The organism is Kosakonia sp. (assembly GCF_032104925.1).
In the GTDB taxonomy this organism is placed as follows: Bacteria; Pseudomonadota; Gammaproteobacteria; order Enterobacterales; family Enterobacteriaceae; genus Kosakonia.
Genome location: NZ_DAMCGF010000005.1, coordinates 74,134 through 100,390 on the forward strand (window position 1 = coordinate 74,134; position 26,257 = coordinate 100,390).

At 55.3% G+C, this 26,257-nt stretch carries 17 protein-coding genes; 3 read left to right on the plus strand and 14 right to left on the minus strand.

Annotation, left to right across the window (positions count from 1 at the left end):
- Nucleotides 1-5: 5 nt before the first annotated feature.
- Together malQ and malP are read right to left on the minus strand one after the other, a co-directional pair.
- Nucleotides 6-2,096, minus strand: a complete 2,091-nt coding sequence (gene malQ / locus RT644_RS11990; protein WP_313626808.1) for a 4-alpha-glucanotransferase — start codon at nucleotides 2,094-2,096, stop codon at nucleotides 6-8.
- A gap of 9 nt (nucleotides 2,097-2,105) precedes the next feature.
- Complete coding sequence (gene malP, locus RT644_RS11995; RefSeq protein WP_313626810.1) at nucleotides 2,106-4,499, minus strand: maltodextrin phosphorylase; 2,394 nt, start codon at nucleotides 4,497-4,499, stop codon at nucleotides 2,106-2,108.
- A gap of 605 nt (nucleotides 4,500-5,104) precedes the next feature.
- On the opposite strand from malP, the gene malT reads away from it, so the two are divergent.
- Entirely contained in the window at nucleotides 5,105-7,810 is a 2,706-nt protein-coding gene (gene malT, locus RT644_RS12000; protein ID WP_020455564.1) for an HTH-type transcriptional regulator MalT, read from the plus strand.
- Between the two features lie 18 nt (nucleotides 7,811-7,828).
- Here malT and RT644_RS12005 read toward each other — a convergent pair whose 3' ends face one another.
- From RT644_RS12005 to glpE, 3 genes are read right to left on the minus strand one after another with little or no spacing between them, the layout of a single operon-like run.
- Nucleotides 7,829-8,587 carry a DeoR/GlpR family transcriptional regulator gene (locus RT644_RS12005; protein ID WP_017459542.1) on the minus strand — a complete coding sequence of 253 codons (759 nt, stop codon included), beginning with the start codon at nucleotides 8,585-8,587 and terminating at the stop codon, nucleotides 7,829-7,831.
- Between the two features lie 17 nt (nucleotides 8,588-8,604).
- Nucleotides 8,605-9,435 carry a rhomboid family intramembrane serine protease GlpG gene (gene glpG / locus RT644_RS12010; RefSeq protein ID WP_313626811.1) on the minus strand — a complete coding sequence of 277 codons (831 nt, stop codon included), beginning with the start codon at nucleotides 9,433-9,435 and terminating at the stop codon, nucleotides 8,605-8,607.
- Nucleotides 9,436-9,493: 58 nt separating this feature from the next.
- Nucleotides 9,494-9,823, minus strand: a complete 330-nt coding sequence (gene glpE, locus RT644_RS12015; RefSeq protein ID WP_017459544.1) for a thiosulfate sulfurtransferase GlpE — start codon at nucleotides 9,821-9,823, stop codon at nucleotides 9,494-9,496.
- A gap of 189 nt (nucleotides 9,824-10,012) precedes the next feature.
- On the opposite strand from glpE, the gene glpD reads away from it, so the two are divergent.
- Nucleotides 10,013-11,518: a glycerol-3-phosphate dehydrogenase gene (gene glpD / locus RT644_RS12020; RefSeq protein ID WP_020455567.1), complete on the plus strand. Its 1,506-nt coding sequence runs from the start codon at nucleotides 10,013-10,015 to the stop codon at nucleotides 11,516-11,518.
- Between the two features lie 75 nt (nucleotides 11,519-11,593).
- Here glpD and glgP read toward each other — a convergent pair whose 3' ends face one another.
- The 6 genes from glgP to asd form a co-directional block, all read right to left on the minus strand.
- Nucleotides 11,594-14,041 (minus strand): glycogen phosphorylase, encoded by a 2,448-nt coding sequence (gene glgP / locus RT644_RS12025; RefSeq protein WP_020455568.1) that lies wholly within the window; start codon nucleotides 14,039-14,041, stop codon nucleotides 11,594-11,596.
- Nucleotides 14,042-14,060: 19 nt separating this feature from the next.
- Nucleotides 14,061-15,494, minus strand: coding sequence for a glycogen synthase GlgA (glgA, locus tag RT644_RS12030; RefSeq protein ID WP_017459547.1), 1,434 nt, complete (start codon nucleotides 15,492-15,494; stop codon nucleotides 14,061-14,063).
- A gap of 82 nt (nucleotides 15,495-15,576) precedes the next feature.
- A complete protein-coding gene (gene glgC, locus RT644_RS12035; protein WP_020455569.1) occupies nucleotides 15,577-16,869 on the minus strand; it encodes a glucose-1-phosphate adenylyltransferase in 1,293 nt (430 codons plus the stop codon).
- A gap of 14 nt (nucleotides 16,870-16,883) precedes the next feature.
- Nucleotides 16,884-18,860 (minus strand): glycogen debranching protein GlgX, encoded by a 1,977-nt coding sequence (gene glgX / locus RT644_RS12040; protein ID WP_313626812.1) that lies wholly within the window; start codon nucleotides 18,858-18,860, stop codon nucleotides 16,884-16,886.
- On the minus strand, nucleotides 18,857-21,043 hold the full coding sequence (gene glgB, locus RT644_RS12045) for a 1,4-alpha-glucan branching enzyme (RefSeq protein WP_045507795.1): 2,187 nt from the start codon (nucleotides 21,041-21,043) through the stop codon (nucleotides 18,857-18,859). Before glgB ends, glgX begins: the two co-directional genes overlap by 4 nt.
- Nucleotides 21,044-21,302: 259 nt before the next feature.
- On the minus strand, nucleotides 21,303-22,409 hold the full coding sequence (gene asd / locus RT644_RS12050) for an aspartate-semialdehyde dehydrogenase (protein WP_020455572.1): 1,107 nt from the start codon (nucleotides 22,407-22,409) through the stop codon (nucleotides 21,303-21,305).
- 172 nt (nucleotides 22,410-22,581) lie between these two features.
- Between asd and RT644_RS12055 the strand changes: the two genes are divergently transcribed.
- On the plus strand, nucleotides 22,582-23,175 hold the full coding sequence (locus RT644_RS12055) for a YhgN family NAAT transporter (protein WP_017459552.1): 594 nt from the start codon (nucleotides 22,582-22,584) through the stop codon (nucleotides 23,173-23,175).
- A 36-nt stretch (nucleotides 23,176-23,211) separates the two neighbouring features.
- Here the strand turns inward: RT644_RS12055 and gntU are convergent, their stop codons facing one another.
- The 3 genes from gntU to gntR all read right to left on the minus strand — a co-directional run bounded on the left by gntU (nucleotide 23,212) and on the right by gntR (nucleotide 26,214).
- Nucleotides 23,212-24,552: a gluconate transporter gene (gene gntU, locus RT644_RS12060; RefSeq protein ID WP_045507792.1), complete on the minus strand. Its 1,341-nt coding sequence runs from the start codon at nucleotides 24,550-24,552 to the stop codon at nucleotides 23,212-23,214.
- Nucleotides 24,549-25,082, minus strand: coding sequence for a gluconokinase (gntK, locus tag RT644_RS12065; RefSeq protein ID WP_044489513.1), 534 nt, complete (start codon nucleotides 25,080-25,082; stop codon nucleotides 24,549-24,551). Before gntK ends, gntU begins: the two co-directional genes overlap by 4 nt.
- Nucleotides 25,083-25,218: 136 nt before the next feature.
- Complete coding sequence (gene gntR, locus RT644_RS12070) at nucleotides 25,219-26,214, minus strand: gluconate operon transcriptional repressor GntR (RefSeq protein ID WP_313626816.1); 996 nt, start codon at nucleotides 26,212-26,214, stop codon at nucleotides 25,219-25,221.
- Nucleotides 26,215-26,257: the final 43 nt, after the last annotated feature.

Sequence of the window (26,257 nt, forward strand, 5' to 3'; positions counted from 1 at the left end):
CTTTTTTATTTCCGCTTTGCCGCCGCTTTACGGCGTCGATCGAGGTCTTTTAATAACTTATTGACCTTTTCATCGGCAAACATCGCCTCCAGCGACACCGCCAGCTTCCGCCGCCAGTTTTTATACTGATAACTGGTGCCCGGAATATTCACTGGCCCGGCCATATCCAGCCAGTCTTCCGGTTGCAGCCCCAACAGCGCACTGTTGCTGTCGGCGATATAACGCTGCATCCCACGGTTAAGTACCGACGTCATTGGCATACGCGACGCTTTATGTCCGGCCCGCTGCGGCAAACAACCGTACTGATGAAGCGCATCAAGCAGCCCCTGTTTCGCCAGTTCGCGATCCTGATACAACCCGCGCAAAACCACTTCATCCGGATAGAGCCCCAGCGTTTTACCGAGCGTCAAATCGCCGCTTTCCCAGTAGCCACGCAGGGTAGGAAGATCGTGCGTTGTCGCCACCGCCATTGACTGTTGCGGGTACGCCTGCGGCGCGCGGAACGTTTTTTCATGATCGTTTTCGAAGTAGAGCACTTTGTAAGAGTACACACCGCTGCTGCGCAGTTTACCGACGATCTCCACCGGCACGGTTCCCAGATCTTCACCAATCACCATGCACTGATGACGCTGGCTTTCCAGCGCGAGAATGGCGAGCAGGTCATCGACCGGGTACTGCACATACGCGCCGTGATCCGCCGTTTCACCATACGGGATCCACCACAGACGCAGCATCGACATCACATGATCAATCCGCAGCGCACCGCAGTTTTTCATATTGGCACGCAGCAGATCGATAAATGGCGCATAAGCGCGGGCGTGGATCACATGCGGATCCATCGGCGGCAAGCCCCAGTTTTGCCCCAACGGGCCGAGAATATCCGGCGGCGCGCCAACGGATGCTTTCAGGCAATACAACTCGCGATCGCACCAGGTTTCTGCGCCACCTTCCGCCACACCCACGGCCAGGTCGCGGTACAAACCAATCGGCATCGCGTAACCCTGGCTGGTTTGCCAGCATTCGGCAAACTGGGTGTAAGCCAGCCATTGCAGCCAGAGGTAGAAATTGACCTCATCCTCATGCTCTTTGCAGAACGCTTTCACCTGCGGGCTGTTCGTATTCTGATACCCTTCCGGCCACACCGGCCAGCCCCAGCGCAGCACATCTTCTTTCACCTGATTAGCGTGAATCGCATCAAACGCCGCCTGCCAGTAAAGGCTCTCACCTTCCTGCTGCACAAAACGCTGGAACGCCACAGCCTGTTCATCGCTCTGCGCACGCTGGCGAAAGCGCTGCCACGCCATGCGCAATGCCTCCAGTTTCAGCGCAGTGACGGTGGCGTAATCCACCCATTGTGCATCGCGGGCGGCCTGTAGCGTTTCGCGCGTGGTGGGTAAATTCCACCACGCCTGCGCCTCTTCGCTGTCGCGGAAATCCGCCACCGCATTGACATCGATATAGATAACATTCAACCAGCGGCGCGATGACGGGCTGTACGGGCTGGCGCTTTCCGGGTTCGCCGGATAGAGTGCATGAATCGGGTTAAGCCCGATAAACGCACCGCCACGGCTGGCCACCTCGCCGAGCATCTTTTTCAGATCGCCGAAATCGCCAATCCCCCAGTTACTCTCAGAACGCAGGGTGTAAAGCTGCACACAGGCACCCCACAGTTTCTTACCGTCGAGCAGCGCCTGAGGTTCATAACACCGCGCTGGCGCGATGATCACCCGGCACTGCCAGTGTTGATTTTTCTGCGTCACGCTCAGCGTGTGATAACCCAGTGCCAGGCCAGCAGGCAGCGGCAAATTCGCCCCACCGCGCACCTCGCCCTGGTACTGCTTGCCCGTTTCCGTGGTGAGTTGCCACTGGAAATCACCTTTACCAACAACCGGCAGCACCTTTTTCTTGCCATGGATAAACACCTGTACCACGGGCACTGGCGGCGCACTTGTCGCCACCGCAGGCGCCGGATGCATCGCATCCAGCAAACGCTGCTTAGTTTTCACGGTAATGGATTGCGGTTTACCGTGCGCATTGATGTAGTTCGGGCTGATCCCCGCCGCCAGCGCGGCCTGTTCCAGACGTTTACTCTCCATCACCCTTCCTTAGCGTTTCGCCTGCCAGATACGGGTTTGATAATCGCGGATCGAACGGTCGGAGCTGAACATACCGCAGCGCGCGGTGTTCAGGATTGCGGCACGCGTCCAGGCTTCCTGGTCACGGTAGAGCACATCGACACGTTTTTGCGCGGCTACGTAATCGGCGAAATCCGCCAGCACCAGATACGGGTCGCCGCCCTGCTTGCCGAGACTGTGCAGCATCTGGTCGAAGGCGTGTTTATCGCCATCGCTGTATTTACCGCTTTCCAGCTCTTTCAGTACCGCATCAAGTTGCTTGTCTTTTTTGCGCCATTTCAGCGGGTCGTAACCTTTCGCTTTCAGCGCTTTCACCTGCTCAACGGTGTTACCGAAGATAAAGATATTCTCCTCGCCCACCTGTTCGGCAATCTCGACGTTGGCACCGTCCAGCGTACCGACGGTTAACGCGCCATTCAGCGCCAGCTTCATGTTGCCGGTGCCGGAGGCTTCTTTACCTGCCGTGGAGATCTGCTCGGAAACATCCGCCGCCGGAATCAATTTTTCCGCCGCCGATACACAATAATCCGGCAAGAAAACGACCTTCAGCTTGTCGCCAATGCTGGCATCGTTATTAATCACTTCCGCCACTTTATTGATGGCGTAAATAATATTTTTCGCCAGGTAGTACCCCGGCGCGGCCTTCGCACCAAACAGGAACACGCGCGGGACGCGGTCAGCTTGCGGGTTTTCGCGGATCTCTTTATACAGCGCGATAATATGCAGCAAACCAAGATGCTGGCGTTTGTACTCATGCAAGCGCTTGATTTGGATATCAAACAGCGCGTGCGGATTGATTTCGATGCCGGTACGCGCTTTCACAAACGCCGCCAGTTGTTGTTTGTTGTGCTGTTTTATCTCGCGGTACTGTTTACGGAACGCCGCGTCGTCGGCGTATTTCTCCAGGTTAATCAACTGGTCGAGATCGTTGGCCCACTCTTTTTTCAGCGTCTTATCAAGCAACGCGGCCAGCTGCGGGTTGCACTGTTTGATCCAGCGGCGCGGAGTGATGCCATTGGTGACGTTATGGAATTTGCCCGGCCACAACTGGTGGTATTCCGGGAACAGATCTTTTACCACCAGATCCGAGTGCAGCGCCGCAACGCCGTTGACCGCGAAACCGCCAACCACGCAGAGGTTCGCCATGCGGACTTGCTTGTGATGCACTACCGCAAGTTTTTCCCACACCGCTTTGTCGCCCGGCCAGGTTTTCTCGACCAGCACTTTAAATTTGTCGTTGATCTGCTTGATGATTTGCATATGCCGCGGCAGCAGCGCTTTCACCAGCGTTTCGTCCCAGCGCTCCAGCGCTTCCGGCATCAACGTATGGTTGGTATAGGCGAAAGTGCGGCTGGTGATCGCCCACGCATCATCCCAGCTCAGCTGATGCTCATCGATCAGCACACGCAGCAGCTCCGGTATGGCGATGGTCGGGTGCGTATCGTTGAGTTGAATGACTTCATAGTCCGGCAGTTGCGCCAGCTTGCGTCCGGCCAGGTGATGGCGGCGCAAAATATCGGCCACCGAGCAGGCGCACTGGAAATATTGCTGCATCAGACGCAGCTTTTTGCCTGCCTGATGGTTGTCATTCGGGTAGAGCACTTTGGTAAGTTTTTCCGCATCAATACCCGTTTGTTCGGCACGCAGGAAATCACCATCGTTAAACTTAGTGAGATTAAACGGATGCGCGTGGGTCGCCTGCCACAGACGCAGCGGCTGAGTGACACCATTGCGATAACCGATAACCGGCAGATCCCAGGCTTCGCCTACAATCGTGAAAGCCGGTTGCCAGTGGCCTTCTTTGCTGACTCTCCCGCCAATGCCCACCTGCACATCTAATTGCTCGTTATGGCTAAACCACGGATAGCTACGGCGATGCCAGTCGTCCGGCGCTTCGTGTTGTTGCCCGTCAACAAAAGACTGGCGGAACAAGCCGTATTGATAGTTCAGACCGTAACCAGTGGCCGACTGACCAACGGTGGCCATCGAATCGAGGAAACAGGCCGCCAGGCGCCCTAAACCACCGTTGCCGAGCGCCGGATCGATCTCCTCTTCCAGCAGGTCGGTGAGGTTGATGTTGTGGTGTTGCAGCACCTCGCCAACGTCCTGATACCAGCCCAGATTCAACAAGTTGTTGCCGGTCAGGCGACCAATCAAAAACTCCATGGAGATATAGTTGACGTGGCGCTGATTTTTCGCCGTTTTCGGTGCGGGCTGCGCCGCCAGCAATTCTGCCAGCGCACCGCTGACCGCTTGCCACCACTGACGGGTTGTCATGTCGCTCGCGGCCTGAACCCCAAAACGCTGCCACTGGCGCGTAAGAGCCGTTTCAAATTCCGCTTTATTAAACGTTGGCTTTGACATAAAGAATCCGGGTCCTGTAATGAAGTAAATCGACGTTTGCGCTAGTGTGCCTGGCTCAACAGGTGACTTCCTCATCCTGCCAGGGATTAGCCGGGGAGGAGTAGCGGGGATGAGCGAAAAGTGTGATCGCCGCCACCTAAAGGTAGCGTCTTTTTTGAACATTACTCAATCAAAAAAGCAGCAACAGAAGATGAGAAATTCCGCATGCGGGCAGGAAAAATGAAATGTCGTTTCGGAGAGAATAACTATTGCTGGCCGGTGAAAATTTAGCGAAATAATATTTCGCTGAGCGGAATTGTTCGTTTTTTGCTATTTGTGCGTTTATGTCAGCCAATGTCTTAATATTTCTAATAAAGACCTTATAGTTGCCAATAGTATTTAATAACCGGGTCTGCATCGCCCGCCAGTCCTGGCTCCCCCTCTTTTGCCATTATTGTGCTTTCTTTATTCACGACATAAATAGAAATGTGACATGGTGCAAATTCACAATCGCCAGATTCGGACATAACTTGCAATATTTCTTCATCTGGCCGACCTTATTACTATTAATTACGAAGCGCAAAAAAAATCGTCCCCTCCGTTTTTCGCACAGTGAAGTGATAACTATGTTGATTCCGTCCAAATTAAGTCGCCCGGTTCGTCTCGACCACACAGTGGTGCGGGAACGGCTGCTGGCTAAACTTTCCGGCGCCAACAATTATCGGCTTGCGCTGGTAACCAGCCCTGCGGGTTACGGCAAAACCACGCTCATTTCGCAGTGGGCGGCAGGTAAGAACGACGTTGGCTGGTATTCGCTGGATGAAGGAGACAACCAGCAAGAACGCTTTGCCAGTTATTTTATCGCCGCCGTCCAGCAGGCGACGGGCGGGCACTGCGTCAGCAGTGAAGTGATGGCGCAAAAGCGCCAGTACGCCAGTCTGCCGTCACTCTTTTCACAGCTGTTTATTGAGCTGACCGAATGGCAGCGCCCGTTGTATCTGGTGATTGATGATTACCATCTCGTCACCAACCCGGTCATTCACGATGCGATGCGCTTTTTCTTACGCCATCAGCCAGAAAACCTGACGCTGATTGTGCTGTCGCGCAACTTGCCGCAGTTAGGCATCGCGAATCTTCGTGTGCGCGAGCAGTTGCTGGAAATTGGCAGCCACCAGCTTGCCTTTACCCACCAGGAAGCCAAACAGTTCTTTGACTGTCGCCTGACCTCCCCTATTGAAGCGGCAGAGAGCAGCCGCCTGTGCGACGACGTGGCCGGTTGGGCAACGGCGCTGCAGCTTATCGCGCTTTCTGCCCGGCAAAATCACAGCGCACCGCACCAGTCTGCGCGCCGTCTGGCGGGCATTAACGCCAGCCATCTTTCGGATTATCTGGTTGATGAAGTGCTGGATAATGTCGATGTTGATACCCGTCATTTCCTGCTGAAAAGCGCGCTGCTGCGTTCGATGAACGATGCGCTGATTGTGCGCGTGACCGGCGAAGAGAACGGGCAGATGCGGCTGGAAGAGATTGAGCGCCAGGGCCTGTTCCTGCAACGGATGGACGATTCCGGCGAATGGTTTAGCTACCATCCGCTGTTTGGCAACTTCCTGCGCCAGCGCTGCCAGTGGGAACTGGCGACAGAGTTACCGGATATTCACCGCGCGGCGGCGGAAAGCTGGATGGCGCAAGGCTTCCCGAGCGAAGCTATTCACCATGCGCTGGCGGCGGGCGATGGCATTATGCTGCGCGATATTCTGCTGCATCACGCCTGGGGGCTATTCAACCACAGCGAGCTGAGTGTGCTGGAAGAGTCGCTGAAAGCGCTGCCGTGGGAAAGCCTGCTGGAAAACCCTCGCCTGGTGCTGTTACAAGCCTGGCTGATGCAAAGCCAGCACCGCTACAGCGAAGTGAACACCCTGCTGGCGCGCGCCGAACAGGAGATGACCACGCAAATGGACGCCTCGCTGCATGGCGATTTCAACGCGTTGCGCGCGCAAGTCGCCATCAACGATGGTGATCCGGTGGAAGCCGAACGGCTGGCGATGGTGGCGCTCGAAGAGTTGCCGCTGGCAAATTACTACAGCCGCATTGTGGCCACCTCGGTTCACGGCGAAGTGTTGCACTGCAAAGGCGAGTTAACTAATTCGCTGTCGGTTATGCAGCAAACCGAGCAGATGGCGCGTCGCCACGATGTCTGGCACTACGCGTTGTGGAGCCTTATTCAGCAAAGCGAAATTCTGTTCGCCCAGGGCTTCCTGCAAGCGGCCTGGGAGATGCAAGAGAAGGCTTTCACGCTTATCCGTGAGCAGCATCTTGAACAACTGCCGATGCATGAATTTTTACTGCGCATCCGCGCGCAGCTGTTGTGGGCGTGGGCGCGGCTGGACGAGTCCGAAGCGGCGGCACGCCAGGGCATGGAGGTGCTTTCCGCCCTGCAACCGCAGCAGCAGTTGCAGTGTCTGGCGTTGCTGGTGCAAAACTCGCTGGCGCGTGGCGATCTCGATAATGCCCGTAGCCACCTGCACCGGCTGGAAAACTTGCTCGGCAATGGTCAGTACCATAGCGACTGGGTGTCGAACGCCGACAAAGTGCGGGTGATCTACTGGCAAATGACCGGCGATAAAAAAGCGGCGGCTCAGTGGCTGCGCCAGACGCCTAAACCAGAATTTGCCAATAACCACTTCCTGCAAAGCCAGTGGCGTAATATTGCCCGCGCGCAGATCCTGCTTGGTGATTTCGACCCGGCTGAGATGGTGCTTGAAGAGCTAAACGAAAATGCGCGCAGTCTGCGTCTGATGAGTGATATCAACCGCAACCTGTTGCTGTTGAACCAGCTTTACTGGCAGGCGGGACGTAAAAATGACGCGCAGCGGGTGTTGCTGGAGGCCTTACAACTGGCTAACCGCACCGGATTTATCAGCCACTTCGTGATTGAAGGTGAGGCGATGGCGCAGCAGTTGCGTCAGTTAATTCAGCTCAACACGCTGCCGGAGCTGGATCAGCACCGCGCCCAGCGCATTCTGCGCGACATTAATCAGCATCATCGGCATAAATTCGCGCATTTTGACGAGAACTTTGTCGAACGGCTGCTAACTCACCCGGAAGTACCGGAATTGATCCGCACCAGCCCGCTGACCCAGCGCGAATGGCAGGTGCTGGGGCTGATTTATTCTGGCTACAGTAATGAACAGATTGCGGGCGAACTGGCTGTCGCGGCGACGACCATTAAAACCCATATCCGCAACCTCTATCAGAAACTCGGCGTCGCCCATCGCCAGGATGCGGTTCAGCATGCGCAGCAGTTGCTGAAGATCATGGGCTACGGAGTGTAAAAACCGCCGCAAGGCGGTTTAGCACAGCTCCAGTTGCACGTTGTTGCTGGTAATCACCTGCACCACGCTGGCGGGGGGCATGGTATCGGTGTAAACCGCGTCCACCATGCTAATACTGCCCATATTGACCATCGCGTTGCGGCCAAACTTCGAGTGATCCACCACCAGCATCACATGGCGCGAGTTTTCAATAATCGCCCGTTTGGTGCGCACTTCATGGTAATCAAACTCCAGCAATGAGCCATCGGCATCAATGCCGCTAATGCCGAGGATGCCGAAATCGAGGCGGAATTGAGAGATAAAATCGAGCGTCGCCTCGCCCACAATCCCGCCGTCCCGGCTGCGTAACTCACCGCCCGCCAGAATCACCCGGAAATCGTCTTTTTTCATTAATGTATTGGCGACGTTCAGATTGTTGGTGACGATGCGTAAATCGCTGTGGTTGAGCAGCGCATGGGCGACGGCTTCCGGCGTGGTGCCGATATCAATAAACAGCGTGGCGCCGTTGGGAATCTGTTCCGCCACTTTGCGGGCGATACGCTCTTTTTCCGCCGTTTGTGTCGCTTTGCGATCGTGCCAGGAGGTGTTTTCCGAGCTTGATGGCAGCGCCGCGCCGCCGTGATGACGCAAAATTTTATTTTGATCCGCCAGATCGTTCAGATCGCGGCGAATCGTTTGTGGACTAACGGAAAATTGCTCGACTAACTCTTCGGTACTGACGTATCCCTGCTGTTTAACCAGTTCAATAATTGCGTCATGACGCTGTGTTTGTTTCATGAATTGTCCCTGGATAATTATGTTCGTTTTCGCACATTTTTCGTGTCGACCAGCGCCATCGCCAGCCCAATCACCATCCCCGCCGTGTGCGCGCCGTTAGCAATCGCGAAACCGGTCAAACCGAACCACTCCGCCACCATCAGCACAACGGTGAAGATAAACAATCCGTTAGGTAACGCAATCTGCGATTCCGGGTCACGTAAACCGCGCAGCCAGACATAGCCAATCAGCGCATAAACCACGCCGGATAAGCCGCCAAACCACGGACCAGTAAGCTGGTGCTGCACAAAACCGCTCAATAAAGCGCTAATGAGGGTAATGACCACCAGTTTTCCGGTGCCCAGACGTTTTTCAACCACGCCGCCAAGATACCACCACCAGAAAAGGTTGAAGATGATATGCACCAGCGAAAAGTGCATTACCGCATGGGTAACGTAGCGCCAGACTTCAAACTGCACGCTTGCGTCCCACGGCCAGGCAAGCCACATCATCACCGTTTGATCGCCGATGATGCTCATCATCACAAACACCACGATGCACAGCGCCGACATCAGCAACGTTAATGGCCCGCCGCGCTCACGCAGCGCCGCCCGCAGCGGAAAGCGGCGATAGTGTAAGCCGCTATCGATTTGCCCGGATTGCCAGCTCGCCGCCAGATAACGCGGGTCGCCGGGGTTTTCCATAAAACGCGCCAGTTCGCTGCGCACGCGCTCCGCCTGGCTTTTATCTGCCAGCCAGACATCGCTTTGCTGATGGTGTTGAAGGGTGAGGATCACACCCTGGGTCTGCATATAATCAACAAACGCCTGGGCGACGCGAGGGTTGGAAAAAGAGGTAATCATCAACATGGCAGGCGTCGTTTAGTCCCTACAAAAAAAGACAGTATACCGAAGACGAGCGCAATGCCTACAGCGCGCCGTGCATCACTTCAGACGGAAAGTGGCGATGCCAGGCGTCGAAACCGCCGTCCACGCTATAGACCTGATCGTAGCCCTGCTGCAATAAATATTGCGCAGCGCCTTTACTGCTGTTGCCGTGATAGCACATCACCATCACCGGCGTTTCGAAGTCGTTATCACGCATAAACGCGCCCAGCGTGTCGTTGGTGAGATGAAACGCGCCTGGCGTATGCCCCATCGCAAAGCTCTGCGGGTCGCGAATATCCACCAGCACGGCCTGCTGCTGGTGCAATTTTTGGTGGGCTTCTTCTACGTTAATACACTCAAAGTGATCCATGACGTTCTCTTAATTGACACAGTTAATGGCTATCCTGCCGTCAAGTGTACGTCGTGACAGCGGGTTAGCGCCATTATGTTATGCATATCACTCTAAATTGTTTTTTTGATGTTACCAAAAGCGCGTTCCTTTGCTATTATGAGCGATATCGAACATTTTTGAGCTATAACGAAAGTGCATGAGGACAGCATGGAAACCAAAGATCTGATTGTGATAGGCGGGGGCATTAATGGTGCCGGTATCGCGGTTGACGCCGCAGGGCGTGGTTTGTCCGTGCTGATGCTGGAAGCACAGGATCTCGCCTGCGCGACATCCAGCAACAGCTCCAAATTGATTCACGGCGGCCTGCGCTACCTTGAACACTACGAATTCCGCCTGGTGAGCGAAGCGCTGGCCGAACGCGAAGTGCTGCTGAAAATGGCACCACACATCGCTTTCCCGATGCGTTTTCGTCTGCCGCACCGCCCGCACCTGCGCCCGGCGTGGATGATTCGTATTGGTCTGTTTATGTACGATCATCTGGGTAAACGCACCAGTTTGCCTGCATCGCGCGGTTTGCGTTTTGGCGCAGAATCGGTGCTGAAACCGGAAATCGTGCGCGGTTTCGAATATTCTGACTGCTGGGTGGACGATGCGCGTCTGGTACTCGCCAATGCGCAGATGGTGGAGCAAAAAGGCGGTAAAGTGATGACCCGCACCCGCGCCACCAGCGCACGCCGTGAAAACGGCATGTGGATTGTTGAAGCGGAAGATATCGATACCGGAGAAAAATTCAGCTGGCAGGCGCGCGGTCTGGTTAACGCCACCGGCCCGTGGGTGAAAGAGTTCTTTGATGACGGTATGCATCTGCCATCCCCTTACGGCATCCGTCTGATCAAAGGCAGCCATATTGTGGTGCCGCGAGCACACGCGCAAAAACAGGCGTATATCCTGCAAAACGAAGATAAGCGTATTGTCTTTGTGATTCCGTGGATGGATGAGTTTTCAATTATCGGCACCACGGACGTGGAGTATAAAGGCGATCCGAAGCATGTAGAGATCGACGAAAACGAGATCAATTACCTGCTGAAAGTCTATAACGGTCACTTCAAGAAACAGCTAAGCCGCGAGGATATTGTCTGGACTTACTCCGGCGTACGCCCGCTGTGCGATGACGAATCCGATTCGCCGCAGGCTATCACGCGTGACTACACGCTGGATATCCACGACGAAAACGGCAAAGCACCGCTGCTCTCCGTGTTTGGCGGCAAGTTGACCACTTACCGCAAGCTGGCCGAACACGCGCTGGAAAAACTGACGCCGTACTACAAAGGTATTGGTCCGGCATGGACGAAAAGCTGTGTGTTACCAGGCGGGGATATTGCGGGCGACCGCGATGATTACGCCGCCAAATTGCGCCGCCGTTATCCGTTTATCAGCGAATCGCTGGCGCGCCACTATGCCCGCACTTACGGCAGCAACAGCGAGCTGATACTGGCGAATGCCACCAGTCTGGAAGCGTTAGGCGAGCATTTCGGCCACGAGTTGTATGAAGCCGAACTGCGTTACCTTGTCGAACACGAATGGGTAAGACGCCTGGACGACGCGATCTGGCGTCGCACCAAACTCGGCATGTGGCTGAATGCGGAAGAGCAGTCGCGCGTGGCGCAATGGTTAACCCGTCATCATAAAACGGAACTGTCGCTGGCGTCGTAACAGAATCCGCTTCTCCCCAGCGGGAGAGCGGCATTGCGAGAGAAGAAACCTCTCCCAACCGGGAGAGGTTTTTTATTACAGCCGAACCGGTTTGATATGCCAGATATAATCAGCATATTCCTGAATGGTGCGATCCGATGAAAAGTACCCCATATTGGCGATGTTGCGCATCGCTTTATTAGTCCACTCTTCCGGGTGGCGATAAAGCTCATCCACTTTTTCCTGGCAGTCGATATAGCTACGGAAATCTGCCAGTACCTGATAATGGTCGCCAAAGTTGATCAAGGAATCGACGAGATCGCGGTAGCGCCCGGGTTCCTGCGGGCTGAATAAGCCAGTGGCGATTTGCGTCAGCACCTGATGCAACTCTTCATCTTTCTCGTAGTATTCACGCGGCTTATAGCCCTTGCGCCGCAGCGCTTCGACTTCATCCGCCGTGTTACCGAAGATAAAGATATTCTCTTCGCCAACGTGCTCTTGCATCTCAACATTCGCGCCATCCAGCGTGCCAATCGTCAGCGCGCCGTTGAGGGCAAACTTCATATTACTGGTGCCGGATGCTTCCGTGCCCGCCAGTGAAATCTGCTCGGAAAGATCCGCCGCCGGAATAATAACCTGCGCGAGACTGACGCTGTAATTGGGGATAAAGACCACTTTCAGTTTGTCACCAATCTGCGGATCGTTGTTGATCACCTGCGCGACATCGTTGATCAGATGGATAATATGTTTCGCCATGTAGTAAGCAGACGCGGCCTTACCGGCGAAGATATTGACGCGCGGCACCCATTGCGCCGTGGGATCGGCCTTGATGCGGTTATAGCGAACAATAACGTGCAACACGTTCATTAGCTGGCGCTTATATTCATGAATGCGTTTGATCTGCACATCGAACAGCGCTTTCGGGTTCACTACCACATTAAGTTGCTGGGCGATAACGACCGCCAGCCGCTTTTTATTCTCCAGCTTCGCCTGGCGCACCGCCTGGTTCACCGTCGGGTAATCAATATGCTGCTCCAGCTCGCTCAACTGACTGAGATCGGTACGCCATGTGCGGCCAATATTTTCATCCAGCACATGCGAAAGCGACGGGTTCGCCAGCGCCAGCCAGCGCCGCGGCGTCACGCCGTTAGTGACGTTGAGAAAACGCATCGGGAAGATTTCTGCGAAATCGGCAAACAGCGACTGCACCATTAAATTGGAGTGCAGCTCGGAAACGCCATTCACTTTATGGCTCACCACCACCGCCAGCCAGGCCATACGCACCCGGCGTCCGCTGGCTTCGTCAATAATCGATGTGCGGCTCAACAAATCGGTGTTATTCGGATGCTGCTCCTGCAAGGTTTTGAGGAAATAATCATTAATTTCAAAGATGATTTGCAGATGGCGCGGCAAAATTTTACCCAGCATATCCACCGGCCAGGTCTCCAGCGCCTCACTCATCAGCGTGTGGTTGGTGTAAGAGAAGACCTGACAGGTCACCTCAAAGGCGTCATCCCATTCGAATTTATGTTCGTCAATGAGCAGACGCATCAGCTCAGGAATCGACAGCACCGGGTGGGTGTCGTTAAGGTGAATGGCGATTTTATCTGCCAGATTGCTAAAAGTCTGGTGCAACTGATAGTGGCGGCTGAGGATATCCTGCACCGTCGCGGAGACCAGGAAGTACTCCTGACGCAGACGCAACTCACGACCGGAGTAGGTTGAATCATCCGGGTAGAGGACGCGGGAGACGTTTTCCGAGTGGTTTTTATCCTCCACGGCGGCAAAGTAGTCACCCTGATTGAATTTGCCGAGGTTGATTTCACTACTCGCCTGCGCGTTCCACAAGCGCAGCGTGTTAGTCGCATCGGTATCGTAGCCGGGGATAATCTGATCGTAGGCAACCGCCAGGATCTCTTCGGTTTCAACCCAGCGGCTCTTTCTGCCTTCCTGCTGAATGCGCCCACCAAACCGCACTTTGTAGCGCGTGTTGTGGCGTTTAAACTCCCACGGGTTGCCGTACTCCAGCCAGTAATCCGGCGACTCTTTCTGCCGCCCGTCGACGATGTTCTGTTTGAACATCCCGTAGTCGTAACGAATGCCATAGCCGCGACCGGGCAATCCCAGCGTCGCCAGCGAATCCAGGAAGCAAGCCGCCAGTCGACCCAGCCCGCCGTTACCAAGGCCGGGGTCGTTCTCTTCATCAATCAGCTCTTCAAGATCGAACCCCATTTCATCCAGCGCATTTTTCACATCGTCATAGATACCGAGTGAGAGCAAGGCGTTAGAAAGGGTACGACCAATCAGAAACTCCATCGACAAGTAATAAACCTGACGCACTTCCTGAGAGAGCTGCGCACGGGTGGAACGCAGCCAGCGCTCCACCAGCCGATCGCGCACGGCAAACAGCGTGGCGTTCAGCCATTCGTGGCGATTGGCGACAGCCGGATCTTTACCGATGGTGAACATCAGTTTGTAGGCAATCGAATGTTTTAACGCCTCAATACTTAACGTAGGTGAAGCATAAGTAAAAGGTGCATTCATATAAGTGATTCCTGGAAAACTATTTCAACCGAAAGTAAAGATCGCGGTATGACTGCGCGGCGACCTGCCAGCTAAAATCCATCGCCATCGCCTGACGTTGCACAAAACGCCAAAGCGATGGACGGGACCACAACACGAAAGCACGCCTGATAGCCCTAAGCAGCGACCAGGCATTACTATCTTCAAACACAAAACCGCTGGCGACGCCATCCGCCAGGTTTTCCAGCGAACTGTCGGAAACCGTATCCGCCAGCCCGCCCGTGCGGCGCACTAATGGCAGCGTGCCGTACTTGAGGCCATACAATTGCGTCAGGCCGCAGGGTTCAAAGCGGCTCGGCACCAGAATCACATCCGCCCCGCCCATAATGCGGTGCGAGAACGCTTCGTGGTAACCAATCTGCACCCCCACCTGCCCGGAGTGTTCCGCGGCGGCGGCGAGGAACCCTTCCTGCAACACCGGATCGCCCGCGCCGAGCAGCGCCAGTTGACCGCCCTGCTCCAGCAGCCCAGGCAAGGCTTCGAGCACCAGATCCAGCCCTTTCTGGCTGGTCAGGCGGCTCACCACCGCAAACAACGGGACTTTGTCGTTCACTTTCAGCCCCATCGCCACTTGCAGCTGGCGTTTGTTTTCCGCTTTTTCTTCCAGCGTATCGCGCGTGTAGCGCGCACCGAGCAGCAAATCGGTGGCCGGATCCCAAATTTTCTCATCCACGCCATTCAGGATGCCGCTCAGGCGACCTTCCTGCTGGCGCTGGCGCAACAATCCTTCCATGCCATAGGCGAACTGCGGTTCGGTGATCTCACGCGCGTACGTCGGGCTGACGGCGGTAATATGGTCCGCGTAATACAACCCCGCCTTGAGAAACGAAATCTGTCCGTTGAACTCCAGCCCGTGCATATTAAAGAACGACAATGGCAGTTCGATGTCATTCATATGCTGTGCATAAAACATGCCCTGATAGGCTAGGTTATGCACCGTAAACACCGACTTGGCCGGATGCCCCTTCGCCGCGAGGTACGCTGGTGCCAACCCTGCATGCCAGTCGTGCGCGTGCACCACATCCGGGCGCCAGAATGGATCAAGTCCGCTGGCCATTTCGCTGCCGACCCAACCGAGTAACGCAAAACGTAGTACGTTGTCGGTATAGGCGAACAAATTCGTGTCGTGATAGGGACTCCCGGGCCGATCGTACAGATGCGGCGCATCGATCATGTAAATCCCCACCCCGTTGAAGTGACCGAATAACAGCGAAATGTGGCCGGCAAACGTCTCACGCCGGGACACCACTTTCGCATCGCTCACACCACGACGAATATCAGGGAACGCAGGTAACAGAACGCGAGTATCAACACCACCGGCAATTTGTGCCGCAGGCAACGCGCCAATCACGTCTGCCAGACCCCCGGTCTTCAGCAACGGAAACATCTCAGAACATACATGTAAAACCTGCATTATCGCTCCTGTTCAAAACCCGTTGGCCTTGACGCCAGAAAGGGGGAAACAGCGCGCGGACCCCTTCCGCGCAAGGTTATAATCAGATGCTTTCAGCTTTTAATTTGCGCAACATTTCTCGTGTGACCAACACAATGCCTTCTTCGGAACGGTAAAAGCGACGCGCATCTTCTTCCGCATTTTCACCAATCACCGTGCCTTCCGGTATCACACAGCCTCTGTCGATAATGCAGCGATGGAGGCGACAGGAGCGCCCCACCCACACTTCCGGCAGCAAGACCGAAGAGTCGATATTGCAGAATGAGTTGACGCGCACGCGGTAGAACAACACCGACTGCACAACAACCGATCCTGAAATAACGCAACCGCCGGAAACCAGCGAGTTCAACGTCATGCCGTGGCTGCCTGACCTGTCCTGGACGAATTTCGCCGGGGGTAAAGATTGATTATAGGTACGGATAGGCCAATTTTGATCGTACATGTCCAGTTCCGGCATCACCGAGGCTAAATCCAGGTTCGTTTTCCAGTAGGCTTCGAGCGTGCCGACATCCCGCCAGTATGGCCCAGCATCAGGATCGGACTGCACGCAGGACAACGGGAAAGGGTGCGCATACGCCATGCCAGACTTCACTATCTGCGGAATGATGTCCTTACCAAAATCATGGCTGGAATTTTCATTCTCATCGTCCTGCTCCAGCAGGTCGTACAGATACTCCGCATCAAAAATATAGATCCCCATGCTGGCCAGCGCCTTGCTGTCGTCACCTGGCATACAGGGCGGCGACGCGGGTTTCTCTACGAAGTCGATTATTTTGTCGTTCTCATCAACGGCCATTACGCCAAAAGCGGTGGCTTCATGTACGGGCACCGGCAGGCAGGCAACGGTGCAGCGCGCCTCTTTTTCCACATGGTCAATCAGCATGCGCGAGTAGTCCTGCTTGTAGATGTGATCGCCCGCCAGGATGACGATGTACTCCGCACGATAACGACGAATGATGTCGAGATTCTGCGTGACGGCATCTGCCGTACCGCGATACCAGTTTTCACCATGCACACGCTGCTGAGCGGGCAGCAGATCGACAAACTCATTCATCTCGTTATTAAAAAACGACCAGCCGCGCTGAATATGTTGAATCAGCGTATGCGACTGGTACTGCGTGATGACGCCAATTCGCCGAATGCCGGAGTTAATGCAGTTGGAAAGCGCGAAGTCGATGATGCGGAACTTGCCACCGAAGTGAACCGCCGGTTTGGCGCGTTTCTTGGTTAAATCTTTCAGACGCGTCCCCCGGCCGCCCGCCAGGATCAGGGCAACAGATTTTAACGGCAACTGGCGCGCCAGCATTGTTGGGTCGTTCTTATCTAATCTCACCATGACTAACTCCTTTTTTATGACCGCTGAAATACGCACACTCCATGCGCGGGCCCGTGCCAGACAGAGACGATGACCGGATTGTCCTCTCCGGCAAAAGGCGGAATGGCGCACCATTCACCTGCGGGTAAAGCCATTTCTGCAACTTCTGCGGTGGCATTAAGGGTGATTAACACGCTGTCAGATAACAGGATCTGTAAGCGGTGCACCCCGTTTTGCCACGCCTGCGGCGTTAGCTGTTGCCCTTCGTCATTTAACCAGGCGACGTTGCCGTCACCCTCTTCCCACCACGCGTCACGCGTGAGCGCAGGAATACGCTGGCGCAAATGGATAAGCGCGGCGGTAAAAGTCACCAGCCCGCTATCCACCTGGCTCCAGTCAAGCCAGGTTAATGCGTTATCCTGGCAATAAGCATTGTTATTGCCGTGCTGGCTATGCCCCATTTCGTCGCCCGCCAGCAACATCGGCGTGCCTTGCGAAAGCAGTAACGTGGTTAATAGCGCGTGCATGCTCGCACGCCGTCTTTCAATCACATCAAGGCTGCCACCGAGTCCTTCTGTTCCATGGTTAAAGCTGTGATTACTGTTGGTGCCGTCGCGGTTGTCTTCGCCATTGGCTTCGTTGTGTTTATGGTCAAAAGAGACACAATCCCGCAGCGTAAAACCGTCATGCGCGGTGATCAGATTGACCGAGGCCGATGGCAGACGACCATCGCGTTTGAACACATCGCTGGAAGCGGCAAAGCGCCCGGCGAACTCCCCTAATGAGAGGGATTGTTCGAGCCAGAAACGGCGCGTCGCATCGCGGAAATGATCGTTCCACTCGGCAAAAGGCGGCGGATAGTTCCCCACCTGATAACCACCGGGACCGATATCCCACGGCTCGGCAATCAGCTTCAGAGCATGCAACAGCGGGTCGTTTTTAATGGCGTTAAACAGCGGTGCCTGCTGGCTGAATTCCGGGGTGCGTCCCATCACCGAAGCCAGATCAAAGCGGAAACCATCCACATGAAAGGTTTCGACCCAGTAACGCAGACAGGCATGTGCGTAATCCACCACATCGGCGTTATTCAAATTCAGCGTGTTACCGCAGCCGGTCCAGTTGTGGTAATCGCCATCCTCACGAGTCCAGTAATAACTTCGGTTGTCGATACCGCGCAGGGAAAAAGTCGGTCCGTCGAGATCGCTTTCGGCGCTATGGTTGAGGACGATATCGAGGATCACTTCGATGCCCGCCCGATGCAGCGCTTTTACCGCATCACGAAACTCATTAATTGCCTGCGCCGGGTTACTGGCGTAGCGGGGTTCCAGCGCAAACAGCGCCAGCGGGTTATAACCCCAGTAATTAGACAGCCCCAGCCGCTGCAGGCGCGGCTCGCTGGCGAAATGCGCGACAGGCAATAATTCCAGCGCGGTGATCCCCAGTTGTTTAAACCAGTTGATCATCACCGGGTGGCTCAGCGCCTTGTAGGTGCCGCGTATTTCCTGCGGCAGCGCCGGGTGCAACCACGTCAGCCCTTTGACATGCGCTTCGTAAATAACGGTGTTACCCCAGGGGATGCGCGGCGGCGCATCCTCTTCCCAGTCGTAGTTGTCATACACCACTACGCTGCGTAAGCCGAGCGCGGCGTTATCGTGGGGATCCGGCGCGTCATAACCGCCGTGAAACAGCGGGTTGTCGAGCGTTTCGCCTTCAACACGCCGCGCACAAGGGTCGAGCAGTAATTTGGCCGGGTTAAAACGGTGCCCGCGAGCGGGCTCCCACGGGCCGTGAACACGGTAGCCATAATGCAAGCCAGGCTTCGCCCCTGCCAGAAAACCGTGCCATATATTGCCGGTGCGGCCAGGTAAGTCGACGCGCTGTTCATTACCTTCATCATCGAACAGGCACAGCTCCACGCGCTCTGCATGGGCGGAAAACAGCGTAAAGTTCACGCCGTCTCTTTGCACATGTGCGCCGTGAGGTGTCGCTTTTCCGGCCGTCAGCTTGCTCATTCGCCCTCCCGCACCAGCCAGATAGTCGCCAGCGGCGGTATGGTCAACAGCAGAGAGTGTTCACGTCCGCGATTGGCGATCGCGTCGCTGTGCACCACGCCGCCATTGCCGGTGTTGCTACCGTGGTAATGCATTGAGTCGCTGTTCAGCTCTTCGCGCCAGCGCCCCGGCTGATTGATACCAATGCGATAACCGGGGCGCGGGACAGGGGTAAAGTTGCTGACCACGATAATTTCATTGCCCTGCTTATCCCGACGGACAAAGGCAAACACCGAGGCTTCATGATCGTCCACCACCAGCCATTCAAACCCGTAGGGGTCAAAGTCCAGCTCGTGCAGCGCTTTGTGATGGCGATAAACCTGGTTCAAATCGCGCACCAGACGCTGCACGCCGTGATGCCAGTTATCACCGCCCTCCAGCAGGTGCCAGTCGAGGCTGGCATCGTGGTTCCACTCGCGCCCCTGCGCAAATTCGTTGCCCATAAACAGCAGCTTTTTACCGGGGAACGCCCACATCCAGGCGTAATAGGCGCGCAGATTGGCGAACTTTTGCCAGGCATCGCCGGGCATACGATCAAGAATGGATTTCTTGCCGTGCACCACTTCGTCATGGGAAAGCGGCAGGATAAAGTTTTCGGTGTAGTTATAGAGAATACCGAAGGTCATCTTGTCGTGGTGGTACTTGCGGTACACCGGATCAAGCTTCATGTAATCCAGCGTGTCATGCATCCAGCCGAGGTTCCATTTGTACCAGAAGCCCAGCCCGCCCAGCGACGGCGGGCGCGACACGCCAGCGAAATCGGTAGACTCTTCCGCCATGCTGACGGCACCGGGTGCTTGTTCACCGATAATGCGGTTGGTATTGCGCAAAAACTCAATCGCTTCCAGGTTCTCACGACCACCGTATTCATTGGGGATCCATTCCCCCTCTTTGCGGCTGTAGTCGCGGTAGATCATCGACGCCACCGCATCCACGCGCAGGGCGTCAATACCGAAGCGTTCAATCCAGTACAGCGCGTTACCGACCAGATAGTTGCTCACTTCCCGGCGACCATAGTTGTAAATCAGCGTGTTCCAGTCCTGGTGATAGCCTTCACGCGGATCGCTGTGCTCGTAGAGTTTGGTGCCATCGAAATCCGCCAGACCAAAATCATCGGACGGGAAATGGCCCGGCACCCAATCGAGGATCACCCCTAAACCAGCCGCGTGCGCGGTGTGAATAAAGTGCAGGAAATCGTCGCGCGTACCAAAGCGGCGGGTTGGCGCGTACAAACCGGTAGGTTGATACCCCCAACTGCCATCGAACGGGTGCTCATTCACGGGCATCAACTCAAGATGGGTGAAGCCCATCCATTTCGCGTAAGGCACGAGCTGGTCCGCCAGCTCGCGGTAGCTGAGCCAAAAGTTGTTGTCGGTATGACGACGCCAGGAGCCAAGATGAACTTCATAGATACTGATTGGCGCATCGAATTCATTGGCGCGTTTGCGCTCTTCACTCTGCGTTTTCTTGCCCGGCAAGCCGCAAATCAGCGACGCGCTGTCGGGCCGCATTTGCGCCTCAAACGCATAAGGATCAGCTTTGATACGCAGCTTACCTTGCGCATCAATCATCTCGAATTTGTAGAGCTGCCCATTGAGCGCACCGGGGATGAAAAGCTCCCAGATACCACTTTCCCGACGCAGGCGCATCGGGTGGCGGCGGCCATCCCAGTAGTTAAACTGCCCTACCACGGAGACGCGCTGCGCATTTGGCGCCCAGACGGAGAAACGGGTACCCACCACGCCATCGACCGTATCGGCATGCGCTCCCAGCGTTTCGTAAGGCCGCATATGCGTGCCTTCGCTCAGCAGCCAGGCATCCATATCCTGGATTAACGGGCCAAAACGGTAAGGATCATCAATCAGATTTTGTTGGCCGTGCCAGATAACGGCGAACTGATAATAAAAAGGATTTTTACGGCGTTGCATCACACCGCTAAAGAATCCCCTGGAATCCAGGCACTCCAGTTTTCCCACTTTGCGCCCGGTTTTCGGCTCGATAACCCACACTTCGGTGGCATCAGGCAGCAGCGCACGTACTTCCAGACCCGCTTCAGTCTGGTGCATCCCCAGCACCGAAAAAGGATCAGCAAAATGACCCGCAATAAGCGCGTTAATGACGTCTTTATCAACACGAACGGACATGGTTCTCATCCTGTTGTTGTGGCATCGCACCTTCCACCGTAGTCAGTCCGGTTGCGACACTTTTTTGACCTGAACGGCGCAGCACCAAATGTGCATCCTCTCTGCTCCGTCCCATCTTCAGGCAAGATGTTCCGACACCTTGTCTAAAGCATAGCCAACACTTTTCAACACTTGAGAAAATAAACACATCTGTGCTTCTTTCTGGCAAAAAAGCACAAAAAAAGGGGCGCCGCAGCGCCCCTTGTGGTGGTGAACTCTGTTACGCCAGTTGGCGCAACATACGACGCAGCGGTTCGGCCGCGCCCCATAACAGCTGGTCACCAACGGTAAAGGCTGAGAGGAACTCCGGCCCCATGTTCAGTTTACGCAGACGACCAACCGGCGTGGTCAGCGTACCGGTGACGGCGGCAGGCGTCAGTTCGCGCATGCTGATTTCGCGATCGTTTGGCACCACTTTCGCCCACGGGTTATGCGCCGCCAGCAGCTCTTCGATAGTCGGAATCGACACATCTTTTTTCAGCTTGATGGTGAACGCCTGGCTGTGGCAGCGCAGCGCGCCGATGCGCACGCAAAGGCCATCGACCGGGATCACATTCGCGGTGTTGAGAATTTTGTTGGTTTCAGCCTGGCCTTTCCACTCTTCGCGGCTCTGACCGTTATCAAGCTGTTTGTCGATCCACGGGATCAGGCTGCCCGCCAGTGGTACGCCAAAGTTATCGACCGGCAGCTCGCCGCTACGGGTCAGCGCGGTCACTTTACGTTCGATATCCAGAATCGCTGACGCCGGATCGGCAAGCTCGGCGGCAACATGGCTGTGCAACTGGCCCATTTGCGTCAGCAGTTCACGCATATGGCGCGCGCCGCCGCCGGATGCGGCCTGGTAAGTGGCAACTGATACCCACTCAACCAGATCGTTGGCAAACAGCCCGCCGAGCGACATCAGCATCAGGCTGACGGTGCAGTTACCGCCGACAAAGGTTTTCACGCCGTTGTTCAGGCCGTCGTTGATCACCGCCTGGTTAACCGGGTCGAGGATAATGATGGCGTCATCTTTCATGCGTAAAGAGGAAGCCGCGTCGATCCAGTAACCCTGCCAGCCGCTTTCACGAAGCTTTGGATAGATTTCGTTGGTATAATCGCCGCCCTGGCAGGTGACAATGATGTCGAGTGCCTTCAGCGCTTCCAGATTGAACGCGTCCTGAAGCGTGCCTGCTGTACTTCCGCCAAACGCGGGTGCAGCCTGCCCAAACTGGGAAGTGGAAAAGAAGACAGGGCGAATGGCGTCGAAATCGCGCTCTTCAATCATGCGCTGCATGAGAACGGAGCCGACCATTCCGCGCCAACCGATAAAACCAACATTTTTCATAGCGAAGTTCCTGCGAAGGTGTGTGCTGTGTATACGAACCAGTATCCCACTGGGAATAGCCACATTACAAAATGCAGCCAAAGTCGCAAGTGAAATTAATCAATGATCGCGAACGTATCAGAAATGCAGCTAATTACTGTAATTTTGCCGACTGCGTCAGGGATAAGAGTGAATGACTGATATCATCTCCGCCACCGTGTTGTTGATCCTGATTATGGATCCCCTGGGCAACCTGCCCATCTTTATGTCGGTACTGAAACACACCGAGCCGAAGCGCCGACGGGCGATCATGATCCGCGAGCTGCTCATTGCGCTGCTGGTGATGTTTATCTTCCTCTTCGCCGGGGAAAAAATCCTCGCGCTACTCAATTTACGCGCGGAGACGGTTTCTATCTCCGGCGGCATTATTCTGTTCCTGATTGCCATTAAGATGATTTTCCCCAGCGAATCCGGCAGCAGCTCTGGCCTGCCCGCTGGCGAAGAGCCGTTTATCGTCCCGCTGGCAATCCCGCTGGTGGCAGGTCCAACGCTGCTGGCAACGTTAATGCTGCTTTCCCATCAATATCCGAATCAAATGAGCCACCTGGTGATTGCGTTGCTGATTGCATGGGGCGGCACGGTGGCTATCTTGTTGCAATCGTCGCTGTTTTTGCGCCTGCTCGGCGAGAAAGGGGTTAACGCACTGGAAAGGCTGATGGGGCTGATTCTGGTGATGCTCGCCACCCAGATGTTCCTGGATGGGATTCGGGTGTGGATGAAGGGGTAAAACGAACCCTCTCCCGACGGGAGAGGGTTGGCAAACTTAGCTCAACAGTGAAAACGCAATCATCCCGATAATCGCACCGGTGGTGCCAAGGATGGTTTCCATCATGGTCCAGGTTTTCAGCGTTTGCGCTTCGGTTGCGCCGGTAAAGCGGCCATACAACCAGAAACCGGCGTCGTTCACGTGGCTTACCACAATCGAACCGCCCGCGATGCAGATAGAGAGTGCTGCCATCTGCGCGCCGTTGAAGTGCAGCTGTTCAATAACTGGCATTACCAGGCCAACAGCCGTCAGGCAGGCAACCGTGGCGGAACCCTGAATAATGCGTACCGCAGCGGCTAGCACAAAACAGGTGATCGCGATAGGCAAGCCCATGCCGGTCAGCGCTTCGCCCAGTGCCGGGCCAACGCCGGAATCCACCAGCACTTGCTTGAACACGCCGCCCGCACCAATCACCAGCAGAATAATGCCCGCCGGTTGCAGCGCCTGACCGCAGATTTCCATCACACGATCTTTCGGCATCCCCTGTCGCATCGCCAGGCCATAAATCGCCACCAGGCACGCAACGAGGATCGCGGTGAACGGGTGACCGATAAACTCCAGCCAGTCGTACAAATTGCTGCCTTCGGTAACGAAACGCGCGGCAATGGTTTTCATCCCCACCAGCACCAGCGGGAGCAAAATCAGCGACAGGCTGAAACCAAACGAGGGCATTTTGCCTTCGCCCAGATGTGGCTCGCTAATATCATCAGGAATGTGCAGCTCCACATGGCGGCTGATAAAGTTGCCCCATAGCGGACCGGCAATCAACATGCCCGGAATTGCCGCGCACAGGCCAATCAGGATCATCCAGCCGAAATCCGCGTGCATCTGCGATGCCAGCAGCATCGGTGCAGGCCCCGGTAGCAGGAACGCCGCGGCTGCCGCAACCCCTGCGAACAGTGGAATAACCAGTTTCACCAGGTTGGTGCCGGTATGACGCGCCATGGAAAACGCCACGCTAATCAACAGCACAATCGCCACTTCAAAAAACAGCGGCAGCGCGCAAATCAGCCCCGCCAGACCAATCGCGTAATGCGCGCGACTGTGACCAAAGGATCGCAACATTTTGACGGCGATTTGGTCCACCGCACCGGTCTCGTGAAGGATTTTGCCGAACATCGCGCCGAGCGCGACCACAATCGCCAGAAAGCCGAGCGTACCGCCCATCCCTTTTTCCATGGTCTGCGCGATTTTAATCAACGGCATCCCGGAAAAAAGCCCTGCGCCAATGGAAACCACCATCAAAGCAACAAAAGCGTGCATACGCGCTTTCATCACTAAAAACAGCAGCAGCAAAACCGAGCCTACTGCTGTTAAAACAAGCGTTAATGTACTCACTTAGCACTGCCTTTAGTAATGACTTCAATGGTGCTGGCAACAACACCTTCCAGCGGCTGGTCAATATCCACAACCAGAACATCCGGCTCATCCGCGCCCGGTTCTTGCAGCGCTTCAAACTGCGTTACCAACATTTGCGTTTTGAAGAAGTGCCCTTTACGCGCTTTCAGACGGCCTTCAATCACGTCGAAGTCGCCTTTCAGGTAGATGAAAGAGAGATTTGGGTTACCGTCGCGCAGCTGGTCGCGATAGTGTTTTTTCAGCGCCGAGCAAACAATCAGCGACACTTTGTTGGTGCGCTGCATAGCGAAAGCGGCGTCGTTCAGCGCCTGCAGCCACGGTTTGCGGTCATCGTCGTTCAGCGGTTCACCGGACGCCATTTTGGTGATGTTGCTGCGCGGATGGAGGAAGTCGCCGTCGAGAAACGCGGCATGTAACTGATGCGCCACTTCGCTGGCGACAGCGGATTTACCGCTGCCTGAAACGCCCATCAGAACATAAACGTGGTGATCAAGGTTAGTCGTGCTCAAGGGTAGCCCCCACTGGTGCAAGAGTGAATTGTTACGGGTAACTGTTATCGGTAACATTGTCCTGCTGGCGTAACGGAGAAGCAATATCCATTCGTGCCAGAGATAAATAAGTGTGAGCTAGCTCAAATTTGTCAGACTAAATAGATCCGCCCGGTGACAAAGTGAAACCTAAATCTAACATTTTCGGCGTAACTGACTCACCACGAATGCGCGCCAGTAAGCGTTCAGCGCCAATTCGCCCCATGCGTTCACGCGGCGTGAGCACGCTTGCCAGACGCGGCTCCATTACCTGGCCAATGTCGTGACCGTGGAACCCGGCGATTGCCATATCCTGCGGAATTTTCAGCCCCAGACGCTGGCACTCAAACGCCGCGCCAACGGCAAGGTCATCGTTAGTACAAAAAATTCCGTCAAGCTGAGGGTACTCGCGGCGCGCCTGGCGCATCAGTTCAATACCGGCGGTATAAGAGGAAGATTGCTCCACCATCACGCTGTACGGCGTTAAACCTGCCTCCAGCATCGCCTGCTCGTAACCCTTCTGTTTGATGATAGTACGTTCGTCCAGGCGTGCGCCGAGATAAGCAACCCGACGGTGGCCGCGCTCAATGATGGCGGTCGTTATCTGCCGCGCCGCTTCGAAGTTATCAAAACCAACGGCGATATCGAGGCAAGGCGAGCGGCTGTCCATTAGCTCCACCACCGGAACCCCAGCAACTTCAATCATTTTCAGCGTGCGCGGGGTATGGGTACGTTCGGTAAGGATCAGGCCGTCAATGTTCCATGAGAGCATCGATTCCAGGCGCTCTTCTTCCATTTCGGCTTTGTAACCGTAGTGCGCCAGCATAGTTTGATACCCGTGCGCGTCGGTCACGCTTTCAATGCCGCGTAACACTTCGGCGAAAACCTGGTTGGTCAGGGAAGGGAGAAGCACACCAATCGCCCGGCTGGTGGCGTTAGAGAGAATATCGGGAGCCCGATTTGGAATGTAACCCAGTTCATCAAGCGCAGCAGCTATTTTGCCCCGTAACGCGACGGAAACTTGCTCCGGGTTACGCAAAAAACGGCTGACGGTCATTTTGGTCACGCCAACGCGATCGGCCACATCCTGAAGTACGGGTCTTTTCTTTTTCATCGTCCTGACATTTTTCTGAGTAAGAGATTTCCTCAGTTTATCA

Excerpts from the sequence above, each read along its gene's own strand:
- glpE (WP_017459544.1), bottom strand. The coding sequence starts at position 9,823 with ATGGATCACTTTGAGTGTATTAACGTAGAAGAAGCCCACCAAAAATTG.
- glgX (WP_313626812.1), bottom strand. The coding sequence starts at position 18,860 with ATGAGCAAGCTGACGGCCGGAAAAGCGACACCTCACGGCGCACATGTG.
- RT644_RS12055 (WP_017459552.1), top strand. The coding sequence starts at position 22,582 with ATGACTGATATCATCTCCGCCACCGTGTTGTTGATCCTGATTATGGAT.
- asd (WP_020455572.1), bottom strand. The coding sequence starts at position 22,409 with ATGAAAAATGTTGGTTTTATCGGTTGGCGCGGAATGGTCGGCTCCGTT.
- RT644_RS12005 (WP_017459542.1), bottom strand. The coding sequence starts at position 8,587 with ATGAAACAAACACAGCGTCATGACGCAATTATTGAACTGGTTAAACAG.
- glgC (WP_020455569.1), bottom strand. The coding sequence starts at position 16,869 with ATGGTGAGATTAGATAAGAACGACCCAACAATGCTGGCGCGCCAGTTG.
- glgA (WP_017459547.1), bottom strand. The coding sequence starts at position 15,494 with ATGCAGGTTTTACATGTATGTTCTGAGATGTTTCCGTTGCTGAAGACC.
- malQ (WP_313626808.1), bottom strand. The coding sequence starts at position 2,096 with ATGGAGAGTAAACGTCTGGAACAGGCCGCGCTGGCGGCGGGGATCAGC.
- malP (WP_313626810.1), bottom strand. The coding sequence starts at position 4,499 with ATGTCAAAGCCAACGTTTAATAAAGCGGAATTTGAAACGGCTCTTACG.
- malT (WP_020455564.1), top strand. The coding sequence starts at position 5,105 with ATGTTGATTCCGTCCAAATTAAGTCGCCCGGTTCGTCTCGACCACACA.
- glgP (WP_020455568.1), bottom strand. The coding sequence starts at position 14,041 with ATGAATGCACCTTTTACTTATGCTTCACCTACGTTAAGTATTGAGGCG.
- glpD (WP_020455567.1), top strand. The coding sequence starts at position 10,013 with ATGGAAACCAAAGATCTGATTGTGATAGGCGGGGGCATTAATGGTGCC.
- glgB (WP_045507795.1), bottom strand. The coding sequence starts at position 21,043 with ATGTCCGTTCGTGTTGATAAAGACGTCATTAACGCGCTTATTGCGGGT.
- gntR (WP_313626816.1), bottom strand. The coding sequence starts at position 26,214 with ATGAAAAAGAAAAGACCCGTACTTCAGGATGTGGCCGATCGCGTTGGC.
- glpG (WP_313626811.1), bottom strand. The coding sequence starts at position 9,435 with ATGTTGATGATTACCTCTTTTTCCAACCCTCGCGTCGCCCAGGCGTTT.